The following is a 24,223-nucleotide window of genomic DNA, read 5'->3' as shown; positions in this document are numbered from 1 at the left end:
TAACTTTTGAATTTTTAAATAAGGATGCTCAATTCAATACTAAACAAAACCAAGGGGGACCGCTGGATCTGGCTGATTGTAATTTTACTCTCAGTATGGTCATTGCTTGCGGTATACAGTGCGACAGGGACGCTTGCATATAAGCGGGGGGTTGGTGCAGAAAGTATATTGATGAAACATCTGATTTTTATTGTGGGAGGTATCGCCTTAATGTATTTCTCTCACCTTTTGGATTACCGCTATTACGCCGGTATCTCGAAGTTGCTGATGGTAATTACTATTCCATTATTGTTATATACGCTGATTTTTGGTAATACGATCAACGATGCAAGTCGTTGGGTAACCATCCCCTTTACAACACAAACGTTCCAGACCTCTGATATGGCAAAACTGGCGTTGATCACTTTCTTAGCCAGGACACTTACCCGGAAGCAGGAAAATATTAAGGACGTAAAGAAAGCCTTCATCCCCATTATGGGGTCAGTATGTATTGTTTTTATTTTGATTGCGCTCGCAAATCTATCAACTGCTCTAATGCTTTTTGGAGTTAGTATTTTGCTGCTGATTATGGGAAGGATAAGCATCAAGCAAATTTCGATAGTGTGTTTAGCAGGATTGATTTTGCTTGGCGGAGTTGTTTTTCTTGGACCCAGACGCGAAACATACAAGTCGCGTATCAAGGTTTTTTTACATCCAGAACAGGCAGATCCTGATAAGTCATTTCAGGCAAATCAATCTAAAATTGCAATCGCCACTGGTGGGATAATTGGCAAAGGACCGGGTAACAGTACTCAGCGGAACTACCTGCCTCACCCTTATTCAGATTTTGTGTACGCACTCATCATAGAGGAATATGGTTTGATGGGCGGAGTTGCTCTCGCAATCATCTATCTCGTTTTTCTGTATCGATGTATTTTGATTGTAACCGCCAGCCCCAAAGCTTTTGGAGCATTGCTGGCTGCCGGGTTGAGTTTCAGTCTTACCATCCAGGCATTTGCGAATATGGCGGTAGCGGTAGGTCTTGGCCCGGTTACGGGTGTTCCCCTGCCATTGGTTAGTATGGGCGGGACGTCGATGCTCTTTACCAGTGTAGCATTTGGAATAATACTGAGTGTAAGCCGGGATATTGAAGAGAAAAAGAATAATCCGGAAGGAACGAATAATAAAGAAAAAATAGTGGTAGGAGAAATTCCTGCAATGGGATAGCGGTAGATGTGCAGATGAAGAGATGTGCAAATTAGTGGATTTGCGAATTAATAGATATGAAATGAGGAAGATCCAGGCTCGCTGCGGTCTTTTGATTTTTGAATTTTAACTTTTGAATTTTTCAAGGTGTCAAAAAGAATAATCATAAGCGGAGGTGGAACAGGAGGGCATATTTTCCCTGCGGTTTCAATAGCGAATGCGCTAAAGCGTATCGATCCGGCTATTGAAATACTTTTTGTAGGTGCTGAGGGCAGGATGGAGATGGAAAAGGTTCCGGCGGCGGGTTACGAGATCGTTGGTCTGGATATTCAGGGTTTTCAGCGCAAGGAGCTGTGGAAAAACGTACTTCTGCCGGTTAAAATTCTGAAAAGTTTGTGGAAGGCAAGATCGGTAATAAAATCGTTCGGGCCGGATGTGGCTGTGGGAGTTGGAGGTTATGCTTCCGGACCTTTGTTATATGCCGCCGGACTTATGAATGTGCCGTATTTAATTCAGGAGCAGAATTCATACGCAGGTATTACTAATAAGAAATTGGGCAGCAACGCCGAAAAGATATGTGTGGCTTTTGAAGGGATGGACCAATTCTTCCCCGCTGATAAAGTTATGGTCACAGGTAACCCGATCAGGAAAGAGTCTGTAGCTATTTCGGGCAAAAGGGAAGAAGGTTTAAGCTCTTTTGGATTATCGCCAAGTAAGAAAACGATACTGGTAACCGGCGGAAGCCTGGGTGCCGGAACACTGAATAAAAGCATGCTCACAGGGCTTGAAAAGCTCATCAGCGCCGATGTTCAGCTAATCTGGCAGACAGGGAAGCATTATTATAAAGCGGTGATGGACAAGATCCGGAGTAATCCGCATCCGAATATCCATGTAACCGAGTTCTTGAACCGGATGGATTTTGCTTATGCCTCGGCTGATGTGATCATTTCGAGGGCAGGTGCCGGAACTATTGCCGAATTGTGTGTAATCGGCAAGCCTGTGTTGCTTGTGCCTTCTCCAAATGTGGCTGAAGATCATCAGACGAAGAACGCAGCGGCGTTGGTGAAGAACAACGCAGCTATCCTGGTAGCAGATATGGAAGCTGAGCAAAAATTGGTCGACACTGCATTAGAATTATTAAACAACGGACAGAAAATACAAGAACTGGGAGCTAACATTAGCAAACTGGCCCTGCCGGATGCTGACGACGTAATAGCCAGAGAGGTTTTAAAAATAGGAGAGGAAAGGAGAAAGGCAAAAGGTTAAAGCTAAAAGGTCCAGGGTTTTGCCTTCACCTTTCAGCTTTCAGCTTTCGCCTCAAAAAAACAATATGGATTTGAGTACGATTAAACAGGTTTATCTTATAGGCATCGGCGGCATCGGAATGAGCGGACTGGCCAGGTATTTCCATAAGCGGGGATGCCAGGTGCTGGGCTACGATCGCACTCATACCGAGTTAACGAATACTCTTGCCAGCGAAGGAGTAAACATCACGTACACAGATTCTGTTGACGAAATTCCTTCCGGCTTCCGCGAGAAATCAGATTCTCTTCTTGTTATTTATACCCCTGCAATCCCAAAAGATTCTGAGATTCTTAATTATTTCAGGAATTCAGGTTTTGATTTAAAGAAACGTTCGCAGGTTCTTGGAATCATCAGCAAGGAGATGTTTACCATTGCTGTAGCCGGTACACACGGGAAAACCACCACATCAACAATGGTGGCGCATATTCTCAAGCATTCGGGCTTTGATTGTACGGCTTTCCTTGGGGGTCTCGCGTCTAATTACAATACGAATATTCTGTTTGGAGAAAATAACGTGATGGTAGTAGAAGCAGATGAGTATGATCGCTCATTCCTGACACTTCATCCCGATCTGGCTATTATTACCTCCATGGATGCAGATCATTTGGATATCTACGGAAACGATGCTTCTGTAAAAGAATCATTTAAGCTCTTTGCTTCTCAGCTAAAAGCCGGCGGGAAACTGATCCATAAAAAAGGATTACCGCTTGAAGATGGAATTACGTACTCTGCTAAAGAAAATGCCGATGTATTTGCAGAAAACGTATTCATACAAAACGGCACTTTCTTTTTCGATTTCAATTCGACCGATGTAAAGATTAAGCAGATAGAGCTTGGCCTACCCGGATTGCATAACATAGAAAACTCAGTTGGGGCGATACAAGTTGCACTCTTACTTGGAATTGAGCCCGATAAAATTAAAGCTGCTCTCAGGGATTTTAGAGGAGTAAAACGTCGCTTTGAATATGTCGTGAAGAACGGCCGGAATATCTTTATTGATGATTATGCACATCACCCCGAAGAGCTCAGGGCTTGTATTACCGCTGTGAAGTCGTTGTATCCTGAAAAGAAGCTGACAGTGCTTTTTCAGCCGCATTTGTATACACGTACACGCGATTTCGCTGAAGGTTTCGCGGAGGTGTTAAGCATGGCCGACGAGCTGCTGTTGCTGGATATTTATCCGGCCCGCGAATTACCTATCGAAGGGGTGAATTCTCAAATGATTTTAAAAAGCGTGACAGCGCCTTCCAGCCGCATTTGCAGCATGGAGGAAGCGCTGAATATAGTGGCTGAAAACGAGCCTGAACTATTGCTGACAGTGGGTGCAGGGGATATTGATACCCTTGTTCAGCCATTAAAAAAGATACTAACAAATGCTTAAACGGATAAACTGGAAAGCGATTTTATACGGATTTCTCTGGGTGTTGAGCCTGGGAGGATTGGTAACGCTTATGAGTTTTATCGAAGTAAAGAAGGATGAAATTACCTGCCAGGATATCAAGGTTATTATACCTGAGGTCGATAGCTTTATTCATCGTGATGATATTGATGAGATGATTCAAAGCAACTCCGGAACATTAATTGGGCGAAAACTCCATAACATTGATATCCACGGAATAGAGGAAGCGTTGAAGGCTAACCCGTATATAGAAGATGCAAGAGTTTATTCTGATATGCATGGTGTGATTAATGTGCAGATCCGTCAGCGCGAGCCGGTGTTGCGGATTATGAATTTAACCAATCAGGATTTCTATGTGGATAGAAATGGCTTTAAGATGCCAATATCGAGCAATTTTACGGCGCACGTTTTGGTGGCGAACGGTTTTATCATGGAGCCGTTTGCAAACAGGGTAGACACCCTCAGAACCAAGCTTGCAAGAGATCTATATAGAACAGCGGTATTTGTAGAGAATGATTCCTTATGGCGCGAGCAAATTGAACAGCTCTATGTTAACCAGCAAAATGAGATCGAAATGGTGCCAAGGGTCGGAAATCACAAGATCATTCTTGGCGCGGCAGATTCTCTCGAAACTAAGTTTACGAACTTGCTGGTGTTTTATAAAAAGGCAATTCCTGCAGTAGGCTGGGATGCCTATAAAACCATCAATATAAAATACATTAATCAGGTTGTAGGTGTGAAAAATGTGATCGACAGCACTTTGCTGATATCGAAACCAAAACCCGCCATTGCAACGTTAACAGATACTCTTAACACAATTCAGGATACAGTAAAAACAGTAACACGTTAATTATGGAAAAAGGTACTTCTACATTATCAAAAGGGTCACCAATTGTTGTAGGCCTAGACATAGGTACTACAAAAATATGTGTGATAGTTGGCCGGAGGAATGGCCAGCGTAAAATAGAAATATTAGGGATAGGGAAAGCCGAATCGGCTGGTGTAACGCGTGGTGTAGTGTCTAATATTCAAAAAACCGTACAGGGAATCCTGCTTGCGGTTGATGAGGCCAGCGCACAATCAAACGTGGACGTGAAAATTGTGAATGTCGGTATCGCGGGGCAGCATATCAAAAGTCTTCAGCACAGGGGAATTTTGACGAGAAAAGACCTGAATAACGAAATCCAGCGTAAAGATATCGACAAGCTGATTGAAGATATGTACAAGCTGGTTATGCCTCCTGGCGAAGAAATTATCCATGTTCTTCCTCAAGAGTTTACTGTAGACAATGAGCCGGGAATTAAAGACCCTATCGGGATGGCTGGAGTGCGTCTTGAAGCCAACTTCCATATCATTTCCGGCCATGTTAGCGCTGTTAAGAATATCCTGAAATGTGTTACTAATGCCAATCTGGAAACTCAGGAATTGATTCTTGAGCCATTGGCATCCTCAGAGTCGGTATTAAGTGATGAAGAAAAAGAAGCCGGAGTGGTATTGGTAGATATCGGAGGTGGTACTACCGATGTGGCAATCTTTCACGAGGGTATCATTCGCCACACAGCCGTTATTCCTTTTGGTGGAAATAGTGTTACAGAAGATATACGTGAAGGCTGTTCTGTAATGCGCAATCAGGCAGAGCTTTTGAAAACCCGTTTCGGGTCAGCTTTGGCAGATGAAAATAAGGAAAACGAAATTATTTGTGTTCCTGGTTTAAGAGGCAGAGAACCCAAAGAAATTTCTGTTAAAAACCTTGCCTACGTTATTCAGGCCAGAATGGAGGAGATTATTGAGCATATCTATTACGAGATAAAATCATCCGGTTACGAGAAAAGACTGATAGCCGGTATCGTGATCACCGGAGGCGGTGCCCAGTTAAAGCACTTGTCGCAATTGGTAGAATATGTTACCGGACTTGATTGCCGTATCGGCTATCCGAACGAACATTTAGCCAAAAACGAAGTGCTTCCAAAGAACGTTTACGACGATCTGAAGAGCCCGATGTATGCAACCGGTATCGGATTATTAATTAAAGGAATTCATAAAGCAGAGGAGATGATGGAGATGGTAAAACAGCCGGGAGTTTATACAGAAAAACCCCAGCAAGAAAAGAGTAAAAAGAGCTTTGGATTATTTGATAAACTGCTTCAAACAGGTGCCAAGTTTATCAAGGATGATATCAAGGATGAGGATTATATTAAGTAGTTTTCAACAATGGGCGACTTTTCCACATAATTAACACTTGTGGAAAACGTCTGTGCAAAATTAATTAATATTACATCTAGGAATAGGATTAATAAATCAAAATCTACTAAACTGATTAATAGCGATATGCAGTTTGAAATGTTAAAAGAAAAGTCATCAATTATCAAAGTAATTGGTGTTGGTGGTGGCGGTGGAAATGCTGTAAACCACATGTACAGGCAGGGAATTACAGGTGTGGATTTCATAATCTGTAATACTGATGCACAGGCATTAGAATTGAGCCCTATTCCGAATAAGGTTCAGCTAGGAGCAAGTCTTACGGAAGGCATGGGAGCGGGTTCAATACCCGAGGTAGGAAAGAATTCTGCTATCGAAAATATAGAGGATATCAAGCGAATGCTGGGTAGCAACACTAAAATGTTGTTTATAACAGCTGGAATGGGTGGTGGTACAGGTACCGGAGCAAGTCCGATTATTGCTAAAGCAGCCAAAGAACTTGATATATTAACGGTAGGGATAATCACAACACCTTTTTCGTTCGAAGGCAAGCGTCGGAAGATGCAGGCAGAGGACGGATTGGAAGAGTTCAAAAAATATGTGGATTCTTACCTGGTAATCTCTAACGACCGGTTGCGTGAGATCTTCGGTAACCTTACGTTAAGCGCAGCTTTTGCTCAAGCGGATAATATATTGACGACTGCAGCTAAAGGTATCGCCGAAATAATCACATTGCCGGGATATATAAACGTCGACTTTAAAGATGTGCGTACCGTAATGCAAAGCAGCGGAGTTGCAATAATGGGAAGCTATTCTGCTGAAGGCGAAAACAGGGCATTCAGGGCCGTGGAGGGTGCATTGGCATCGCCGCTGCTAAAAGATAATGAAATTGAAGGTGCAAGATACATTCTCCTCAACATTAGCTCGGGCTCTAAAGAGGTTTCGATGGACGAAGTTAGTATCATTACCGATTACATTCAGCAGGAAGCTGGCCTTGCAGCTGATTTGATCTGGGGTAATTGTATCGACGAAGCTCTTGGCGAAAAAATTTCGGTAACCATAATCGCAACAGGATTCCAAACTCAGGAAGAGCGTGCTGTGGAGAAAAATCAGGTGAAGAAAGTTTCTTTGCTAACTCCGGAAAATGCACCGATGGTTACTCCGGTGAACACTGTGAATTCTTTTATCACTCCATCGGCTCCGGAACCTGAGGTTCCGGCTGAGCAGGAAATGGTGATGAAAAGTACGGAGGTTCAGCCCGACCTGTTCGCTGGTTTTTTCAACCAAAGAGATAAGGTTGAAGAGGTTAGCCATGCAGATAATCAATATGTTCGCCATAGCTTACAGGAAGAAGAGCCTGTTGTTTCTGACGAACCCAAATTTGAGTTTGGATTAAAAGTAGAAGAATCAGAATATCAATTTAATGAGCCTGTTGTCGAAGCTGTACAGCCTGTGGAGCAAGTTATGCTTCCCGAGCCAGAGCCTCAGGCCTTAAATCCCGACGAAAATAAGACGGATGAATCGATAGAAGAACAGTTGAAGAAGTCTAAAGAGCGTATTTTACGTTTGAAGGATTTGAGTATGAAGCTGCGTACTGCAAACGGCTTACAGGAACTTGAGAACGAGCCAGCTTACAAACGCAAGCAGATGGCCCTGCAGCAGGTGCCTCATTCGTCAGAATCTCAGGTTTCCAGGTTTACACTGTCAAATGATGAGGGAATAACAGAAATCAGACCAAATAACTCGTTCCTGCACGACAACGTAGATTAACGTCTCTCAAAGCATGCAAAGCCTTTATCAAATTCTGATAGAGGCTTTTTTTATAATATAGATTCTCGGCGGAGGAGTCATAAACCGATCCGGCCGGACCCGCAATTCGATCTGGCTGATTTATTGCTTTCCAATTGTTAATCAGCTTTTAAAAGGCTAAATTCGCAACTTTATTTATTATCACTAAAACACTATAAAATTGGATTTATTTGATAAAATATCTAAAAATATGGGGCCGCTTGGTCAGCATCAAAAGATGGCTCATGGCTACTTCGCGTTTCCTAAGTTAGAAGGCGAAATTGCTCCCCATATGAAATTTCGTGGAAAAGAACATTTGGTGTGGAGCTTAAACAATTACCTCGGACTTGCTAACCACCCTGAAGTGCGTGAAGCAGATGCCCAGGCGGCCGCGGAGTATGGCCTTGCCTACCCAATGGGTGCCAGAATGATGTCGGGAAACTCAAACCACCACGAAGCTCTTGAGCAGGATCTTGCTGCCTTTACAGGATTTCAGGACGCTTTTTTGCTGAACTTTGGTTATCAGGGGATGGTTTCCATCATCGATACCTTAGTGGATAGAAACGATGTTATTGTTTATGACGGCGAATCTCATGCTTGTATTATAGACGGCGTGCGTTTACATATGGGCAAACGTTTTGTGTATCAGCATAATGATATCGACAGCTGCAAAAAGCAATTGGAACGGGCTACCAAACTGGTGGAACAAACCGGTGGCGGCATCCTCGTTATCACTGAAGGTGTATTCGGTATGTCGGGCGCGCAAGGTAAGCTAAAAGAAATTGTAGCGCTTAAGGAGCAATTTAAGTTCCGTCTGCTGATCGACGATGCGCATGGCTTTGGTACCATGGGAAAAACGGGTGCCGGAACTCACGAAGCGCAAGATTGTATAGAAGGCATAGATGTGTATTTCGGTACTTTCGCCAAGTCGATGGCAGGTATCGGGGCCTTCGTTGCATCAACCGAAGAAATTACAAATTACCTTCGCTACAACATGCGGTCTCAAACTTTTGCAAAGGCGCTGCCTATGCCTATGGTTGTGGGGCTGAGGAAGCGTCTGGAACTGCTTAAAACCAAGCCAGAGCTTCGCGAAAGGTTATGGGAGATTGCAACTGCACTGCAGACCGGTTTGCGCGAACGCGGCTTTAATCTGGGCGTAACAGATACGATGGTAACACCGGTGTTCCTGAAAGGCGAACTGCCTGAAGCAACTGCCATCACTATGGATCTTCGTGAAAACTACGGGATTTTCTGCTCAATTGTAGTATATCCGGTAATTCCGAAGGGACTTATGGAACTCCGTATCATTCCGACTGCAATGCATACCTTAGAAGATGTGCAACGCACATTAGAGGCGTTCACAGAAGTAGGCGAGAAGTTGAAAAACGGCTTCTATAAAGACAAGAACGGACTTTCGGCCTAAGTGGCCTACAAGGGCGGTAAAGTAATAGGATGGTTTTTTTCCTTTAGGTTAATTATTGTCCCTTTTCTGTGAACAATCTCAGAAATGTGGATAAAAAGGCTTAAAAAGCGTCTTTTTATTATTCAAATAATTTTTTTTTATTGAAAAAGGAATTTACATTCGCTTATAGCTTATAAAAAATATTAACTCATTTAAAACTAAACTTATTTAACAATGGCAAAATTCGAAAGATTCACTGAGCTGAAAGATCTAATTACTGGCTTAGAAGGCGATGCAGACAAATTCTATAACAAAGGTAACAGCGCTGCTGGAACTCGCGTTAGAAAAGGATTACAGGATGTTAAAAATCTTGCTCAGGCTATTCGTTTAGAAATTCAAGAGTCAAAAAACTCTGGTAAGTAATTTTCTTAATCTTGAAATAAAAAAGCCCGGCTAAATTAGTCGGGCTTTTTTATTTTTTACAACTGCCCCTTATCTCAATTGATCGAACTCCCGTTTGATTTTTGCAGACGTTGCCTCGCTTACATTTACCAAAGGCAAACGTAATGTATTATTGCAGATACCTGCATGTTTTAGCGCTTCTTTAACTCCGCCCGGATTGCCTTCCATAAATAACGAGTTTGTAAATCCCAGCATTTTGTAATGCAATGGTTGAGCTTCGGTAAATTTACCTTCCAGGCACAGTCTGATCATTTGTGAAAACAGCCCTGGAATGGCATTTCCGACCACAGATATAATACCGACCGCTCCCATCGCAATAAGCGGAAGTGACACGCCGTCATCGCCGGAGATAAAAAGGAAATCTTCCGGTTTATCTTTGAGGATTTTGTTAAACTGATCAAAATCACCAGCCGCTTCTTTTACTGCTATAATGTTTTTAAAGTCGTGCGCGAGTCGTAGAGTCGTTTCCGCGGCCATGTTGCCACCCGTGCGTGTCGGTACATTATAAAGGATTATTGGAAGCGGAGAAGCTTCGGAGATGGCTTTATAATGCTGATAGATTCCTTCTTGCGTAGGGCGGTTATAATAAGGGCTTACAGAAAGGATAGCATCATAGCCTGAGATGTCGAAGTCTTTGATCGCATCCATGACGTCTGCTGTACAATTTCCTCCGATACCGGCCACCAATGGGACCCTGCCCGCAACCGTGTCCTTAGTGAATTTCCACACAGATTTTTTTTCTTCCTTGCTTAGGGTAGAAGATTCTCCGGTTGTACCTAATGACACCAGATACTCTACGCCACCGTCAAGTTGAAAATTGATTAACTTTCTTAACCCTTCGTAATCTACTGAACCGTCTGTGTTGAACGGTGTAACCATGGCTACGCCTGTTCCGTGGAATTTATTCATTTTAAATGTAATTGGGTATTTAAAAATTAGCTTCAAGGTATTTAAATCAACCTTTTCTATAAACCCAAATAGCCTGCTAATTTATGATTGATTATTGAATTTGAACGAGTGAATTTTCAGATTACTGATTTATCAGCGCCATTAGTTCTGAATCGGATATAATGGGGATATTTAACTTTTGTGCTTTCTCCAGTTTAGAAGGTCCCATGTTGTCTCCTGCAACAAGATAATTCAGCTTTGCTGAAATGCTGCTCAGTATTTTTCCTCCATTTGCCTGGATAATTTCAGTAAGCTCATCCCTGCTGTAGTCTTCAAATACACCCGAGATAATGAACGTTTTGCCAGCCAACTTTTCGCTTGCAAGCTCCACTTCTTTTTCTTCCGTCTGAAATTGCAGGCCTGCCGATCTAAGCTTCTCTAACTGGTCAATATGACGGGAGTCTTTAAAGTACTCGATGAGGCTTTCTGCTATCCTGCTACCTATTTCATCTACCGTAATAAGTTCATCATATGATGCGCTTATAAGGCTGTCTATATTCCTGAAGTGTTTCGCAATTTTTCGCGCCACCGTTTCTCCAACATACCTGATCCCTAATCCAAAAAGTACTTTCTCAAAGGGCATTTGTTTTGAGCGGTCAATACCATCCAGCATGTTGCTAACAGACTTTTCGCCAAAGCGCTCCATATTACGAAGTTCATCAGTTCTTTCGTGGAGGATATATAAGTCGCTGATATGTTCAACCAGGCCTTTCCGGTAAAGTGCCTCGATAGTTTCATCGCCCAGGCCATCAATGTTCATGGCCTTCCGGCTGATAAAGTGCTGGATTTTGCCAACTATTTGCGGGGGGCAGCTTTCGTCATTCGGGCAATAGTGAACCGCCTCGCCTTCCTTGCGGACTAAATTGCTTCCGCATTCCGGGCAGATTTCCAGATATTGAATTTTTTCTGCTTCGGGCGCTCGTTTTACAGTGTTTACGGCGATTATCTTGGGTATGATCTCACCTCCTTTTTCTACAAATACGGTGTCGCCTTTGTGGAGATCCAAACGTGCAATTTCATTGGCATTATGAAGAGTGGCTCGTTTTACGGTTGTTCCGGCAAGCAAAACAGGTTTTAAGTTTGCAACGGGAGTAACGGCGCCTGTACGGCCAACCTGATAAGTAACGTTTTCGAGGATCGTTTCTACTTCTTCAGCCTTGTATTTGTATGAAATTGCCCAGCGCGGAGATTTAGCTGTAAAACCCAATTCCTGTTGCTGACTATAGTTGTTTACCTTTATTACAATTCCATCTATATCATAACTCAGGTTGAAGCGGTTTTCCTGCCAGTGGTGAATGAAATCGAGGACCTCATCAATGTTCTTAGCAAGCTTATTATGCTCGCATACATGAAAGCCCCATTCACTAACAGCTTGCAGGCTTTCCCAATGAGTATTGAATAACCTTTTGTCTGTATATAGAAAGTATAAGAAACAGTCTAAAGGACGCTTAGCTACTTCGCCCGAGTCTTGTAATTTTACGGTACCTGAGGCGAAGTTTCTTGGATTGGCATACGGGACTTCACCTTTCTCCAGTCGTTCATTATTTAATCTTTCGAATGCGGCGCGGTGCATAAAAACTTCTCCCCGGATGTCAAAACTATCGGGATAACCCGAACCTTTTAATGTTTTTGGAATACGCTGGATCGTTTTGATATTAGTGGTTACGTTGTCTCCTTTCGTGCCATCGCCGCGTGTTACAGCCCGGACAAGTTTTCCGTTCTCATAACTGAGATTCATCGAAAGCCCATCGAACTTCAGTTCGCAAACGTATTCGAAATTGCTGCCAATAGCCTTTCTGATCCGTTCGTCAAAATCTCTTAAATCCTGCTCATTGTAGGTGTTCCCCAAAGAAAGCATTGGCCATTTATGCCGTACAGTTTCAAATTTTCTGGTGATGTCGCCGCCTACTTTTTGCGTGGGTGAATTTTCATCCTGGTATTCGGGGTGTTGCTTTTCGAGTTCCTCAAGCTCTTTAAGCCTGAGATCAAATTCATAATCTGAAATGGTTGGCTGGGCCAATACATAATAGTTATAATTGTGCTGATTTAACTCTTTAACCAGCGCATCCATTCGTTCTTTAATTTCGAAAAGCGACATGCAACGAAGATAAGATTTTGGGGTTTAAAAGGTAGGTGTAACTTTCCAAAAGTTCCAAGACTTTTGGAAAGTTGTGCGGACGGGAAATGATCTTTACCAGCTCCCTAAAAATCCCCTTCCCGCGCCAGCCGCTCTTCAATCTCGTTAAAAATCTGCATAAAGTCTTCTTTAAGTCTTTCCTGATAATCTATCAGCATTGAGGTAAGCTGCAGTTTCTGCGTTTCGTTAAATGGGTTATCCCAAACTCGCATACAGATCCGATGGAGGGCATATACAATTTCTTTGGGATTGCTATAAGTATTTAAATACCTGGCGTCGATAAATTCCTCCAAAAAGCTGAAAAATATAACAGTATCGCTAAGATTGTTTATCAAAAGAAAATTCGCCAAAACGTCTTTATCCGCCTTGATAAGATGAGTGTAAAAGGGAGATGTACTAAGTGATTTTTCTGTAAGCAGTAGACTATCGAGCATGAGCTCTAGTGCAATGTGGGCTACAAAAGAAGGGCGGGCGGGCGACGTTTCCAGAAACGGCGCCATCGCCGTTCGCATGGTTTGGGTGTGAAAAATAAAAAATTCAGAGCAATGGAAATGTTTATCCACGGAAATATGCCGTTGCCAGCCCCTGTACAGGTTTTTAAGAGCCTGATCCTGATACTCGGTTGCATGTTTCTCGGGGCGGATACTCCATTTCTTGTTGGCGTTTTTTAATAGATCAGGCAGCACCATTCCTATAACCTGATGAGAGTCTTCGGTATCCCGGTCGAAATAGAAATGTGATAAGAAATTCATGTGCCTCCTGAATTAATCCCTATCAAGAGAAAGTGTTTATACAAGATACGGAATTAAATAAGGTTTTGGATGATGGCGTGTTGCAGCAGCAGGATAGTTTTTACATCCCGGAGTTTGCCCGACAGAAGTAGTTCTCTCGCTTCACGGCCAGATAGCTCTACCAGGCTGATGTCTTCCCCTTCGCTTTCTTCGCCTCCGCCTTCACTTACTTTCATTTCAGGGGAATATTTTCCGGTAAAAAAATATACGTATTCAGTTACCGATGCAGGCGTCATAAAACCCTGGGCAACCGGACTTATTTCCGAAATCCGATAGCCGGTTTCTTCTTCCACCTCTCTTATAATGGCGTGTTCGGGCAATTCGCCCTCGTCAATAATTCCCGCGCATGATTCCAGAAGCTGGTCTTTTTCTCCGTGTAGAAATACAGGTAAGCGAAATTGTTTCGTCAATAAAACGGTTTTCCGATCAAAATCTATTAGTAAAATCGTTGCGCCATTAGGCCTGAAATATACCTCACGATCATGCCTCTCTGTCTTGCCTTTTTTAATCTGGTTTATTGTAATCAATTCAAGACGATATGCATTTTCTGCGAGCGTTTTCCTCTCTAGTATTTCAATATCCTGCATAAGTATTTAACATAGCATGGTACAGGCAGTTTTTAATTTCTCAATTCTACTATCTTTGCACACTTTAATCCATACACATGAACTTTGTTGAAGAATTACGCTGGAGAGGTATGTTGCATGATATCATGCCCGGAACTGAGGATGAATTAAATAAAGGTATGGCCGCTGGTTATATCGGATTTGATCCTACCGCAGATTCACTCCACGTAGGGCATCTTACTCAAATTATGACACTAATCCATTTTCAGAAAGCCGGACATAAACCTTATGCTTTGGTTGGTGGGGCAACCGGAATGGTGGGTGATCCTTCTGGCAAATCTGCCGAACGTAATTTGCTTTCGGAAGATGTGCTTAGACATAACGTAACGTGTATTGAGAATCAGCTTAAAAAGTTTCTGGATTTCAATAGCGGAGCCAATAGCGCCGAGATGGTTAACAATTACGATTGGTTTCAAAATTTCAGTTTCCTTGATTTTATCCGTGATGTAGGAAAACACCTTACCGTGAATTACATGATGGCCAAAGATTCGGTAAAGAAACGACTGGAAGGTGAAACCGGCATGTCATTCACTGAGTTTAGTTATCAACTGGTCCAGGGCTACGATTTCTACTGGCTCTGGAAAAATAAAAAATGTCTGGTTCAGATGGGCGGGTCTGATCAATGGGGTAATATTGTTACCGGAACTGAGCTTATCCGCCGCATGGCTTCGGGTACTGCTTTCGCGATAACAACACAGTTAATTAAAAAAGCGGATGGCACCAAGTTCGGTAAAACCGAAAGCGGAGCGATTTGGCTGGATAGCAGTAAGACTTCCCCTTATAAGTTTTATCAGTTTTGGTTAAATACAACAGATGTGGATGCGAAAAGCTGGATCCGTATCTTCTCTCTGAAATGTAAAGAAGAGATAGAGGCCATAGAAACCGAACACGATGCGGCTCCACATCTTCGCGTGTTGCAGAAGGCCCTGGCTGAGGAGATCACCATCAGAACTCATTCGGAAGAAGCATTGCAAACTGCTTTAAAAACTTCTGAATTTTTGTTTGGAACTGGTTCTGTAGATTTTCTTAATCAGCTAAAAGATGATGAGATCTTAGAGGTTTTTGAAGGGGTGCCACAGTTTAAAATATCTAACGACGAGTTGGCTCAGGGTATATCCGTTACTGATTTACTTGCAGAAAAGTCGCAGGTTTTTGTATCGAAAGGGGAAGCTAAAAAAATGATTCAGGGTGGGGGCGTTTCTCTCAATCGCGAAAAGGTGGCCGATCCTTCTGATGTGATAACAGCAGAGAAACTGGTGAAAGGGAAATATTTAATTGCTCAAAAAGGGAAGAAAAATTATTTTTTATTGATCGCTCAATAGTTTATTGGATTAGCAGGTTGCACCCTCTGATGTCACTATTGTCAAACCGCCCGAGAACCTCGAAACTTCCGTCGGGATGCATTTTTCCTAAGTCCTGCGTAGATAAAAAGGAGCAAGAATGAATATTGGCTAAATCCACGACGTTAATTCCGCCGGTTTTGCCTGTATCTAAAGTCGAGAAAGGGTCGTTGGGGTCTCTGATGGCGATTTTCATCCATGGAGGACATTCAAATCGCCCAGATCCCTTTGAATACCCTTGTGACAGCAGTTCTGTCATTCCATATTCTGAGTGAATATACGGAACTCCGAAGCCAGCACATAACAAGTCATGCAGTTCCTGGCGAATCATCTCCTTGCGCTTTCCCTTCATTCCCCCTGTTTCCATTACAATTAAATCGGGATAGCCGATAGAGTGATGATCCAGAAAGTCGAGAAGCGCATAGGTTACTCCAATTAATATAACTTTTTTATTGTCAGCCTTAAGCTCTAGCAAAGTGGCGTGTAATTCCTGGTGATTGTAAAGGAAGTAGCCGCTTTTCGGATCATTACTTTCTTTAATTAAGTCATCAACCATATAAATCAGAGACGAACCTTCCCGCTCGAGGTAAGAAGGGAGCAGAGCCAGAATAGTATAGTTCTGCACATCTCCGTAAAAATGTGTGAATCCTTTTCTGAAGCTTTTAATATAAAGCGACAAGTCTTTTACAGGATGCCTGCTTTGAACAGATCCGGTGGTGCCTGAACTGGTGAAAACGATCTCGGGTTTGGCGCTTCCGCACTGAATATTTTGCGACTTGAAAAATTCGATCGGTAGAAAGGGTATCTGCTTTGTAGTATCAACCTGATGTGCATTAATTCCCAATGCCTCGACAAATGCTTTATATATGGCATTTTCACGAGCCTGATAGCGAAAGATCTCTAAGGCTATTTGCTCGAAGTCATTGTCAGATTGGATGGAAAATAGCCGTTCAGGAGAGAATGCTGCCACACTGCAAAGATATCAGGATTATTTTTTTCTTTCAGGTTTTATAAATGCCAAGCTAACAAAGTATCCTGATAGTGCCGCGAAGCCTGCCGTCAGTCCGCCAATTAGCGCTGTTATAAATACAACGAAAATCCATGTAAAGGGCCAGTCGGGTAACATCAGCATTTGTCCTACCCGGTTTGCCAGGATATGTTCATTTGGAAGACTTTTCCACAGGCTCAGTGTTAACCACAATAGAAAAATGGCGGTAAAACCTCCCGCAAAAGCTTGTTTGCCGCTCTTAGCCTGCCATGCTGAAACGGCAAATGCCACAATTCCAATGATCCACCAGGGTAAAAAAAGCTGCAAGATGAATGCAATAAAAAAGATCAGTATGACGAGCATGTTTTGTGTTCGAATGGAGTAGTTAATGTTTGTTTTTGAGAGTTAGCCGCGCTCTAATCCTCTTATCCCTGTCTGTTGGCGAATTTAAAAACAGCAACTCATTTAATTGGCCTCTTTCCCAGGTGTTAATCATATCATCATAATAAAAACTGCCCGGATTGCCTGACTGCCCTCCGGGAAACACACCATATCCACTTGGAATTTTTCCTAGGGCTACAATCATTCTCCATGACGGCCCGTTGCTTTCATTTAAAGCGTTTATCGACGTTTTAGAACCACCGTTAAATATCATCCTCGACCCAAAGCCAGCTATTTTGGCAAGATGCGGTACGTGGCTGTGTTTTACCATACCCCACTGCCAATTCTTTCCAATTAGCCCGAATTTTCGCTGTAAGCTGTCAACACTAAACCTAAATGCATCATGGATAATATCGTTCCGGTTTTCTTTTTTAGAAGTTGAAATGTTGTCGAACCACACTGATTCAGGCTCTTTCAAAAGAAGCTGTACGGTACGATCCCGGTTCGGAAGACGCATGGGTAGTTTGGGATCGCTAAACTCGTCCCAAACCTTGTTATATGCCTCTTTCTGCCAGATTTCAAATATACTCGCCCCGATTTCGGTTGCATCAAAGTGATAGTTCCATTTTTCAATGATATTGAAAGCTTCCCGTTCGGTGGCGTTAAGCTTTTCTTTGTTTACCAGGTTAAGCATAGTGGGTACAACGTTCTTTGCCAATACGCTGTAATTGTCATTCTGAAGGGTCCTAAGGCTGTCAGCAGTAGCTGTTTTCATAGCAGCCAGACGAGTATTAATGCGGTTTCCACGTTCGTAACCGGCAAATTCCCAATTCAGATAATAAGGATAGGAGCTGTCTGTTGGGTTTTGATTAGCGGAACTCAGAAATCCTCCGGATGGGTTCTTTGCCGTTGGATTATGTTCGAAAGGGATCCTATCTTTCCAATCCGTCGATGAGGTAGTGCCATCAAGTAGAAACTTGCCGTGTCCAGGGCTCTTTAGCGGAAAGTACCCATTCGGAGTAATCGAGATATCGTTTTCATTGCTTGCAAATACGAAGTTTTGAGCCGGAGCGATGTAATAGCTTAGTGCTTTACGATAATCAGTGTAGTTTGATGCACGGTTTAGGTAATAGAAGGTGGCAATATCCACCGAAGGATCGTGGGCAACCCAGCGTAAGGCATAGCCTTCCGGGATGTTATTCGCCTTGGCAAAATTCGGTCTGGTAAGATAGACCACGGGGCCGTGATGGGTATAAAAAACTGTATCTACAACAGTTTTACCGCCTCTTATACGGATCTTCTCCAGCCGCAATTTTACAGGTTTCCACTGCCGGTCATGCAGGTACGCTTTATGCTCCTTGCTCCTGAATTTGATTTGATACCAATCCAAAACATCTGCACCAACGTTAGTTACACCCCAGGCCACCTTTTGGTTGAAGCCTATAACAATTCCAGGCGCACCAGGGATACTGACTCCATATGCGTTTATACCCGGCGCATTCAGCTGAATTTGATGCCAGATGGCTGGAAGAGTAAGGTCAAGATGTGGGTCGTTGGCCAATAAGGGAAAACCACTGGCAGTTTTACTACCCGATATCGCCCAGTTATTACTTCCTGTACCCTCCTCTTTTTGCCGGGTATGGATCCTTGTTTTGTCATCCGGAACAATAGACAAGGGAACAGTTTGAAGGGGTTTAAAGTTCCAGTCTGTTCCGGCGGGAATTATTGGTTCATTTCTAAATGGATAATCAGGGAACAGATCGTTTACAGCTTCAGCACCAAACCGGTTCAAAACATTGCTCATGTAAAACTCATCCGACCCCCCTGCTAGGGTAGCCGACATCAATTTAAGCAAAAGCCCGGTGTTTAATATCGTCCATTTCTCGGGCGAATAATCCAAAATTTTAAACTCTATTGGATAGTCCTCTGGTCTGAGTGCGGATATGTATGCATTTATCCCTGCGGCATATGCTGTTGCCATTGCCTTGATTCTGGGGTGCCGTTCCAATTCTTTTACCATGTTTTCGGCTCCATACGACATTCCCAGTCGCCGCTGATATTTGTCCAGTTCGAGCGCCTTTTCTCCTACAACTTCCGAGAGCCGTCCAGCTGCGAATCGCGTTTGAAAGTCGAGCTGCCAGAGGCGGTCTCTAGCGGTAATATATCCCTGGGCAAAATAAAGGTCGTGATCATTAGTCGCGAAAATGTGAGCTACCTGATGTTCATCGAATACTATCTGCACTTCGTCCCTTAACCCGGCAAGCTTAAGTGCTCCGCCCCGTATCTCGCGGTTTTCGGCATTTTTCCAAAAACCTGCAAACGGGTCGAGAAATTTTCCTACAGGCGGAACGGAGCCAATTTTCGTGTTCAGCACGAAAAATAAGCCGAGGCTGAACAGCAAACTAATTATTGCCTTTGTTTTATTCATTTGGAGGCATAATGATACTTAAATCCGTCGTTTAATTCAAATAATAGATGTAGCTTCATAATGATGGATATTTTATAACATCCAAAGATGTTTCGACAGTTTTTTTTATATTTAGAGGCTGTATTTAACATGCTTTTGCAAAGCAGGGTTTTTATTTACTTCCCTTAAAAACTAAGAGCGTCTATAGCCGTTCAGAAGAGGTAGTATTATTTTAAAGAGCTGGTAAGGTCAACCGATGCTATAGATTATCAGCAGGTTTTTATTGGAATTGCATGACAGAGAAAGAGTCTTTTCCGGAGTTGCCGGAGTTTAGTATAGAGCAATTAGAAGAGGGAGTACAACACGTAAATAACCCCATAATCGGCCTTAAGCCAATAGAAAAAGTTTATCTTCAGAGCGTTGTAGGTTACACACAACAGGATAATAGTTTTTATTTTTCGGATGGCAGTGCCAGCGTTGAAATAAGAGTGGTTAGCGACGAAATTATCAGAGTCAGGCTTGCCCCTCACGGTACTTTTTTAGAAGAGTTTTCTTACGCAGTTCCTAAACTTGAGCAGCGCGCAACAGTGTTTTCTTTCAAAGAGAGTGAAGAGAGTTACCGGGTAGAAACTAATACCGTAGCCTGTCTGATCGATAAGAAAGACTTTTTAATTTCTTTTGAAGATAACAACAAGCGGGTAATTAACAGCGACTTTTCTACCATGCATTGGGAAGAAAATGTTGATTTTGGCGGCTATTATGTGTATTGTACCAAGCGTTGCAGTCCTGATGAATCTTTTTACGGATTGGGCGATAAGCCAACTTCTTTTAATATCAGAGGCCGGCGTTTTCAAAATTGGGCTACAGATACGTATTCTTTTGCCAGAGATCAGGATCCTTTGTACCGGGCGATACCTTTTTACATAGGAATCAAAGATGATGTGAGCTACGGGATCTTTTTTGATAACTCGTATAAAACTCATTTCGATTTTGCTCATCAGGACGCGGATAAAACTTCATTTTGGGCAGATGGGGGCGAGTTGCAGTATTATTATATTCATGGCCCTCATATGATGGACGTGGTTAAGCGTTATCATAGCCTGACCGGCACGCATCCCATGCCGCCACAATGGGCACTTGGCTATCATCAGTGTCGCTGGAGCTATTATCCCGAAAGCAAACTAAAGTCGCTGGCTAAAAACTTCCGCGATAGGAAAATTCCTTGTGATGCATTATATCTTGACATCGATTATATGGATGGATATCGCTGCTTTACGTGGAATAAAAAATACTTCCCTGATCCTAAAAAGATGATTAAAGAGCTTCTGGATGACGGATTCAGAACGGTGGTGATTATCGATCCGGGAATAAAAGTGGATGATAATTATTGGGTATTCAAAGAAGGTAAGGAGAAAAAGTATTTCTGTCGAAGAAGTGACGATTACTTTATGGAAGGCCATGTTTGGCCCGGCCGCTGCCAGTTTCCAGATTATACCAATCCGGAAGTTCGTGAATGGTGGGGTACCTTATTCAAGGGACTTGTTGACGATGGAGTAGCCGGTGTTTGGAACGACATGAACGAACCTGCAGTGTTTGGTTCAGGTTCATTTCCAAATGACGTAAGACATCAATACGACGGTCATCGCGGCTCGCACCGCAAGGCACATAATGTGTACGGAATGCAAATGGTTCGGGCGACCTATGATGGGTTAAAGAAACTTTTTAAAAATAAGCGTCCGTTTACGATTACCCGATCCGGATACTCGGGCGTTCAGCGCTATTCGTCGGTCTGGACTGGTGATAATCTGGCTTCCTGGGATCACCTGAAGCTCGCCTCCATACAGTGTCAGCGGTTATCTGTTTCGGGGATTTCAATGTGCGGAACGGACATTGGCGGCTTTACCGGTGAGCCGGACGGAGAATTATTTACCCGCTGGATCCAGTTGGGTGTGTTTTCGCCCTTTATGCGTGCGCATTCGGCAGGTGATACCCGTGAGCGCGAGCCCTGGAGCTTTGGAAAAGAGTACGAGGATATCAACCGTAAGTTTATCGAACTTCGGTACCGCCTCATGCCTTATATCTATTCGGCCTATTGGGAACATCATAAATATGGCTTCCCTATTCTTCGGCCGATGGTGATGTTGGAGCAAGACGTTCCGTTAAACCGAAACCGCGAAGATGAATTTACTTTCGGAGATAAAATTCTTATCTCGCCTGTATTCGAGCCGGGGCAAACATCCAAGATGGTTTATTTGCCGAAAGGAAGGTGGTTTGATTACTGGTCGCATGAGCCGATGGAAGGTGGACGTGAACACGATGTGCTTACCCCTTTGGACAGTATGCCGATTTTCGTAAAGGCAGGTTCTGTAATTCCGGAATGGCCCCTGATGCAGTATGTTGGGGAAATAGACCTGGAAGAAATCAAGTTTCAAATATATTATTCAGATTACGAAGTCAATTCCTTTTACTATGAAGATCATGGGGATACCTTCGCGTATGAACAGGATATTTATACAGAAAAGAAGTTTGTAGTTAAAGGCGATGCGGGCTCATGTATCATCAGGCAAAGTTCTGAAGGCTTGTATACTCCGCGATATGAAACTTATGAATTAAAATTAATAGGTTTACCTTTCCAGCCGTCAAAACTGATAATTGATGGTAAAGAACAACAGCAAAGTTTAAACTTTGATGAGCTTAAACGTGTTGTAGTAAAAGCCAATAAAAACTTTAAAGAGATTCAGGTTCTGAGATAATGGAGAAAAAGAAGGTAACAAGGTCGGTTAAAAAAACATCGCCTGTAAATGCCGGCCCGGAAAGCCAGGCGATTAATAATAAGCCTATAGAAAACGCAGTAGTTGCATTTTCGAGGCTAACCGATTTTGATATCCACTTATTCAGATCTGGAAAGCACTACAAGCTATATGAAAAACTGGGTTCGCATGTAATAGAGAATGAGGGCCGGACGGGTACTTATTTTGCTGTCTGGGCGCCAAATGCATCCTTTGTTTCCGTAATCGGTAATTTCAATGGCTGGAACCGCCAGGCACATGCTTTGTTTGTCCGCTGGGATAGCTCAGGAATCTGGGAGGGTTTTATTCCTGATATCGGTAACGGAGAAGTTTACAAGTTTTTTATCCGCTCTCATCAGGGAGAGGAGCTGGAAAAATCCGATCCTTATGCATTGCGTTGGGAAGAACCTCCCCGTACCGCTTCTATAGTCTGGGATACCTGGTACGAATGGACAGATACCGATTGGATGGAGAACCGGCACGAAAACAATGCCCTTACCAGCCCGTATTCTGTATACGAAATGCATCTGGGATCCTGGATGCGCAGCCCCGAGAATCCTGAAACGTTTTTAGGATATCGATTGATAGCAGAACGACTGATTCCATATATCAAAGAAATGGGCTTTACGCATGTAGAGTTTATGCCGATAATGGAACACCCGTTCTATCCCTCGTGGGGATATCAGGTGTCGGGCTATTTTGCCGCTTCATCGAGATACGGTACACCTCAGGACTTGATGTTCCTGATCGAAGAACTGCATAAAAACGATATTGGTGTTATTTTGGACTGGGTACCTTCGCATTTTCCGGGAGACATACATAGCTTGTATAAATTTGATGGTACCCATCTTTATGAGCATGCTGATGAACGGGAAGGGTTCCATCCGGATTGGAAGTCATATATCTTTAATTACGGGCGCAACGAAGTTCGCTCTTTCCTCATAAGCAATGCCATCTTTTGGCTCGATCGTTTCCATGTAGACGGCTTACGTGTTGATGCTGTAGCATCCATGCTGTATCGCGATTATTCGCGTAAAGCAGGCGAATGGATTCCAAATAAGTTCGGAGGCCGTGAAAATCTAGAAGCAATAAGTTTCTTAAAAGAGTTTAATGTGGCAGTTTATGCTGCTTTTCCCGACGTTCAAACTATAGCCGAAGAATCAACCGCATTTCCGGGTGTAAGCAGACCAGTTTTCACCGGAGGCTTGGGTTTTGGGATGAAATGGATGATGGGCTGGATGAACGATACGATAAAATATTTCGAACAAAATCCGGTTCACCGCAAATATCATCACAGCCAGATAACCTTTAGTACGGTTTACGCTTTTACTGAGAATTTCATGCTTCCGCTTTCTCATGATGAAGTGGTTCACGGCAAGAAATCCATGATCTATAAGATGCCAGGCGACGAATGGCAGCGTTTTGCGAACCTCCGTTTGATGTATACTTATATGTTTACTCATCCCGGCGCTAAATTGCTCTTTATGGGCGACGAGTTCGGCCAGACTTCTGAATGGAATATGAACAACTCTCTCGACTGGCATTTGCTTGACTTCGCTCCTCATAAAGGGATGAAAGAAGCAGTTAAGGGCTTAAATCATCTTTATCGAAGCGAGTCTGCACTTTTTGAGAAAAGCTTTGAATGGGATGGTTTTGAATGGATTGAGGTAAATGATTCTGAACAGTCGGTGTTGGTTTATTGTCGTAAGGGTAATCAGGCAGATAATAAACTGGTGATCGTATTAAATATGACCCCGGTGCCCCGGCCGAATTATCGTATTGGCTTACCTCATCATGGCGACTGGCAGGTGATTTTTAATTCCGATGAAAAGCAGTATTACGGAAGCGGATTCGACCTGCAAAAAGATTTTTCTTCGGAGCCCGTGCATTGGCAGGGCAAGCCCCAATCTGCGATTCTTAATTTGCCTCCGCTCACTGGTTTAATATTGAAGAGATTTAATCGCACGGCCAAATTTTGGTAGAATGCGATTTGTGATGAGTATTGAGCCGGTTCGAATTCTAATAGCCGGAATGTTAAGTGTTTGTAATAGCCATTACTCCTTATCCTCTATATTT

The 24,223-nt window shown here is 43.0% G+C and carries 18 protein-coding genes; 11 read left to right on the top strand and 7 right to left on the bottom strand.

Annotated elements, in window-relative coordinates; genetic code table 11:
- Positions 1–24: 24 nt before the first annotated feature.
- The 8 genes from J3P43_RS18680 to J3P43_RS18645 all read left to right on the top strand — a co-directional run bounded on the left by J3P43_RS18680 (position 25) and on the right by J3P43_RS18645 (position 9,701).
- On the top strand, positions 25–1,206 hold the full coding sequence (locus J3P43_RS18680; RefSeq protein WP_255905306.1) for an FtsW/RodA/SpoVE family cell cycle protein: 1,182 nt from the start codon (positions 25–27) through the stop codon (positions 1,204–1,206).
- A 126-nt stretch (positions 1,207–1,332) separates the two neighbouring features.
- Positions 1,333–2,451 (top strand): undecaprenyldiphospho-muramoylpentapeptide beta-N-acetylglucosaminyltransferase, encoded by a 1,119-nt coding sequence (gene murG / locus J3P43_RS18675; RefSeq protein WP_255905304.1) that lies wholly within the window; start codon positions 1,333–1,335, stop codon positions 2,449–2,451.
- Between the two features lie 64 nt (positions 2,452–2,515).
- The gene (gene murC / locus J3P43_RS18670; RefSeq protein ID WP_255905302.1) at positions 2,516–3,871 is read left to right on the top strand and encodes a UDP-N-acetylmuramate--L-alanine ligase; all 1,356 of its coding nucleotides are present in this window, start codon (positions 2,516–2,518) and stop codon (positions 3,869–3,871) included.
- Positions 3,864–4,739, top strand: a complete 876-nt coding sequence (locus J3P43_RS18665; RefSeq protein ID WP_255905300.1) for a cell division protein FtsQ/DivIB — start codon at positions 3,864–3,866, stop codon at positions 4,737–4,739. The genes murC and J3P43_RS18665 overlap by 8 nt, the downstream gene beginning before the upstream one ends.
- Before the next feature lie 2 nt (positions 4,740–4,741).
- Positions 4,742–6,091 carry a cell division protein FtsA gene (gene ftsA / locus J3P43_RS18660; protein ID WP_255905298.1) on the top strand — a complete coding sequence of 450 codons (1,350 nt, stop codon included), beginning with the start codon at positions 4,742–4,744 and terminating at the stop codon, positions 6,089–6,091.
- Positions 6,092–6,217: 126 nt separating this feature from the next.
- The gene (gene ftsZ / locus J3P43_RS18655; protein ID WP_255905296.1) at positions 6,218–7,858 is read left to right on the top strand and encodes a cell division protein FtsZ; all 1,641 of its coding nucleotides are present in this window, start codon (positions 6,218–6,220) and stop codon (positions 7,856–7,858) included.
- A 199-nt stretch (positions 7,859–8,057) separates the two neighbouring features.
- A complete protein-coding gene (locus J3P43_RS18650; protein ID WP_255905294.1) occupies positions 8,058–9,299 on the top strand; it encodes an aminotransferase class I/II-fold pyridoxal phosphate-dependent enzyme in 1,242 nt (413 codons plus the stop codon).
- A gap of 213 nt (positions 9,300–9,512) precedes the next feature.
- Positions 9,513–9,701, top strand: coding sequence for a BF3379 family histone-like protein (locus J3P43_RS18645; RefSeq protein ID WP_255905292.1), 189 nt, complete (start codon positions 9,513–9,515; stop codon positions 9,699–9,701).
- Positions 9,702–9,770: 69 nt separating this feature from the next.
- Here the strand turns inward: J3P43_RS18645 and dapA are convergent, their stop codons facing one another.
- The 4 genes from dapA to J3P43_RS18625 form a co-directional block, all read right to left on the bottom strand.
- A complete protein-coding gene (dapA, locus tag J3P43_RS18640) occupies positions 9,771–10,649 on the bottom strand; it encodes a 4-hydroxy-tetrahydrodipicolinate synthase (protein WP_255905290.1) in 879 nt (292 codons plus the stop codon).
- Positions 10,650–10,770: 121 nt separating this feature from the next.
- On the bottom strand, positions 10,771–12,786 hold the full coding sequence (ligA, locus tag J3P43_RS18635; protein WP_255905289.1) for an NAD-dependent DNA ligase LigA: 2,016 nt from the start codon (positions 12,784–12,786) through the stop codon (positions 10,771–10,773).
- 104 nt (positions 12,787–12,890) lie between these two features.
- Positions 12,891–13,577 carry a BAR domain-containing protein gene (locus J3P43_RS18630; protein ID WP_255905288.1) on the bottom strand — a complete coding sequence of 229 codons (687 nt, stop codon included), beginning with the start codon at positions 13,575–13,577 and terminating at the stop codon, positions 12,891–12,893.
- 53 nt (positions 13,578–13,630) lie between these two features.
- Complete coding sequence (locus J3P43_RS18625) at positions 13,631–14,203, bottom strand: NUDIX domain-containing protein (RefSeq protein WP_255905287.1); 573 nt, start codon at positions 14,201–14,203, stop codon at positions 13,631–13,633.
- 77 nt (positions 14,204–14,280) lie between these two features.
- Here J3P43_RS18625 and tyrS point away from each other — a divergent pair, with 77 nt between their 5' ends.
- Positions 14,281–15,564 (top strand): tyrosine--tRNA ligase, encoded by a 1,284-nt coding sequence (gene tyrS / locus J3P43_RS18620; RefSeq protein ID WP_255905286.1) that lies wholly within the window; start codon positions 14,281–14,283, stop codon positions 15,562–15,564.
- Between the two features lies 1 nt (position 15,565).
- On the opposite strand, the gene J3P43_RS18615 is transcribed toward tyrS, so the two are convergent.
- Genes J3P43_RS18615 through J3P43_RS18605 form a run of 3 tightly spaced genes read right to left on the bottom strand, consistent with a single transcriptional unit; the run spans position 15,566 to position 19,379 of the window.
- Positions 15,566–16,552, bottom strand: coding sequence for a long-chain-fatty-acid--protein ligase (locus tag J3P43_RS18615; RefSeq protein ID WP_255905284.1), 987 nt, complete (start codon positions 16,550–16,552; stop codon positions 15,566–15,568).
- An 18-nt stretch (positions 16,553–16,570) separates the two neighbouring features.
- The gene (locus J3P43_RS18610; RefSeq protein ID WP_255905282.1) at positions 16,571–16,933 is read right to left on the bottom strand and encodes a hypothetical protein; all 363 of its coding nucleotides are present in this window, start codon (positions 16,931–16,933) and stop codon (positions 16,571–16,573) included.
- A gap of 22 nt (positions 16,934–16,955) precedes the next feature.
- Positions 16,956–19,379, bottom strand: a complete 2,424-nt coding sequence (locus J3P43_RS18605) for a penicillin acylase family protein (RefSeq protein WP_255905280.1) — start codon at positions 19,377–19,379, stop codon at positions 16,956–16,958.
- Positions 19,380–19,651: 272 nt separating this feature from the next.
- Between J3P43_RS18605 and J3P43_RS18600 the strand changes: the two genes are divergently transcribed.
- Both J3P43_RS18600 and glgB read left to right on the top strand, forming a co-directional pair.
- Positions 19,652–22,111, top strand: coding sequence for a glycoside hydrolase family 31 protein (locus J3P43_RS18600; protein WP_255905278.1), 2,460 nt, complete (start codon positions 19,652–19,654; stop codon positions 22,109–22,111).
- Entirely contained in the window at positions 22,111–24,129 is a 2,019-nt protein-coding gene (gene glgB / locus J3P43_RS18595; RefSeq protein WP_255905276.1) for a 1,4-alpha-glucan branching protein GlgB, read from the top strand. The genes J3P43_RS18600 and glgB overlap by 1 nt, the downstream gene beginning before the upstream one ends.
- The last annotated feature ends 94 nt before the right edge of the window (positions 24,130–24,223 follow it).

It is taken from the genome of Paradesertivirga mongoliensis (genome assembly GCF_024436395.1).
In the GTDB taxonomy this organism is placed as follows: Bacteria; Bacteroidota; Bacteroidia; order Sphingobacteriales; family Sphingobacteriaceae; genus Paradesertivirga; species Paradesertivirga mongoliensis.
The sequence above is the reverse complement of the archived record's forward strand: the minus strand, read 5'-3'. Positions and strand labels throughout refer to the sequence as shown.

What these genes read in the sequence shown, in the direction of transcription:
- J3P43_RS18645 (WP_255905292.1), top strand. Translation starts at nt 9,513, where the DNA reads ATGGCAAAATTCGAAAGATTCACTGAGCTGAAAGATCTAATTACTGGC.
- glgB (WP_255905276.1), top strand. Translation starts at nt 22,111, where the DNA reads ATGGAGAAAAAGAAGGTAACAAGGTCGGTTAAAAAAACATCGCCTGTA.
- ligA (WP_255905289.1), bottom strand. Translation starts at nt 12,786, where the DNA reads ATGTCGCTTTTCGAAATTAAAGAACGAATGGATGCGCTGGTTAAAGAG.
- J3P43_RS18630 (WP_255905288.1), bottom strand. Translation starts at nt 13,577, where the DNA reads ATGAATTTCTTATCACATTTCTATTTCGACCGGGATACCGAAGACTCT.
- ftsZ (WP_255905296.1), top strand. Translation starts at nt 6,218, where the DNA reads ATGCAGTTTGAAATGTTAAAAGAAAAGTCATCAATTATCAAAGTAATT.
- J3P43_RS18600 (WP_255905278.1), top strand. Translation starts at nt 19,652, where the DNA reads ATGACAGAGAAAGAGTCTTTTCCGGAGTTGCCGGAGTTTAGTATAGAG.
- dapA (WP_255905290.1), bottom strand. Translation starts at nt 10,649, where the DNA reads ATGAATAAATTCCACGGAACAGGCGTAGCCATGGTTACACCGTTCAAC.
- tyrS (WP_255905286.1), top strand. Translation starts at nt 14,281, where the DNA reads ATGAACTTTGTTGAAGAATTACGCTGGAGAGGTATGTTGCATGATATC.
- J3P43_RS18610 (WP_255905282.1), bottom strand. Translation starts at nt 16,933, where the DNA reads ATGCTCGTCATACTGATCTTTTTTATTGCATTCATCTTGCAGCTTTTT.
- murC (WP_255905302.1), top strand. Translation starts at nt 2,516, where the DNA reads ATGGATTTGAGTACGATTAAACAGGTTTATCTTATAGGCATCGGCGGC.
- J3P43_RS18680 (WP_255905306.1), top strand. Translation starts at nt 25, where the DNA reads ATGCTCAATTCAATACTAAACAAAACCAAGGGGGACCGCTGGATCTGG.
- J3P43_RS18605 (WP_255905280.1), bottom strand. Translation starts at nt 19,379, where the DNA reads ATGAATAAAACAAAGGCAATAATTAGTTTGCTGTTCAGCCTCGGCTTA.
- J3P43_RS18625 (WP_255905287.1), bottom strand. Translation starts at nt 14,203, where the DNA reads ATGCAGGATATTGAAATACTAGAGAGGAAAACGCTCGCAGAAAATGCA.
- ftsA (WP_255905298.1), top strand. Translation starts at nt 4,742, where the DNA reads ATGGAAAAAGGTACTTCTACATTATCAAAAGGGTCACCAATTGTTGTA.
- J3P43_RS18665 (WP_255905300.1), top strand. Translation starts at nt 3,864, where the DNA reads ATGCTTAAACGGATAAACTGGAAAGCGATTTTATACGGATTTCTCTGG.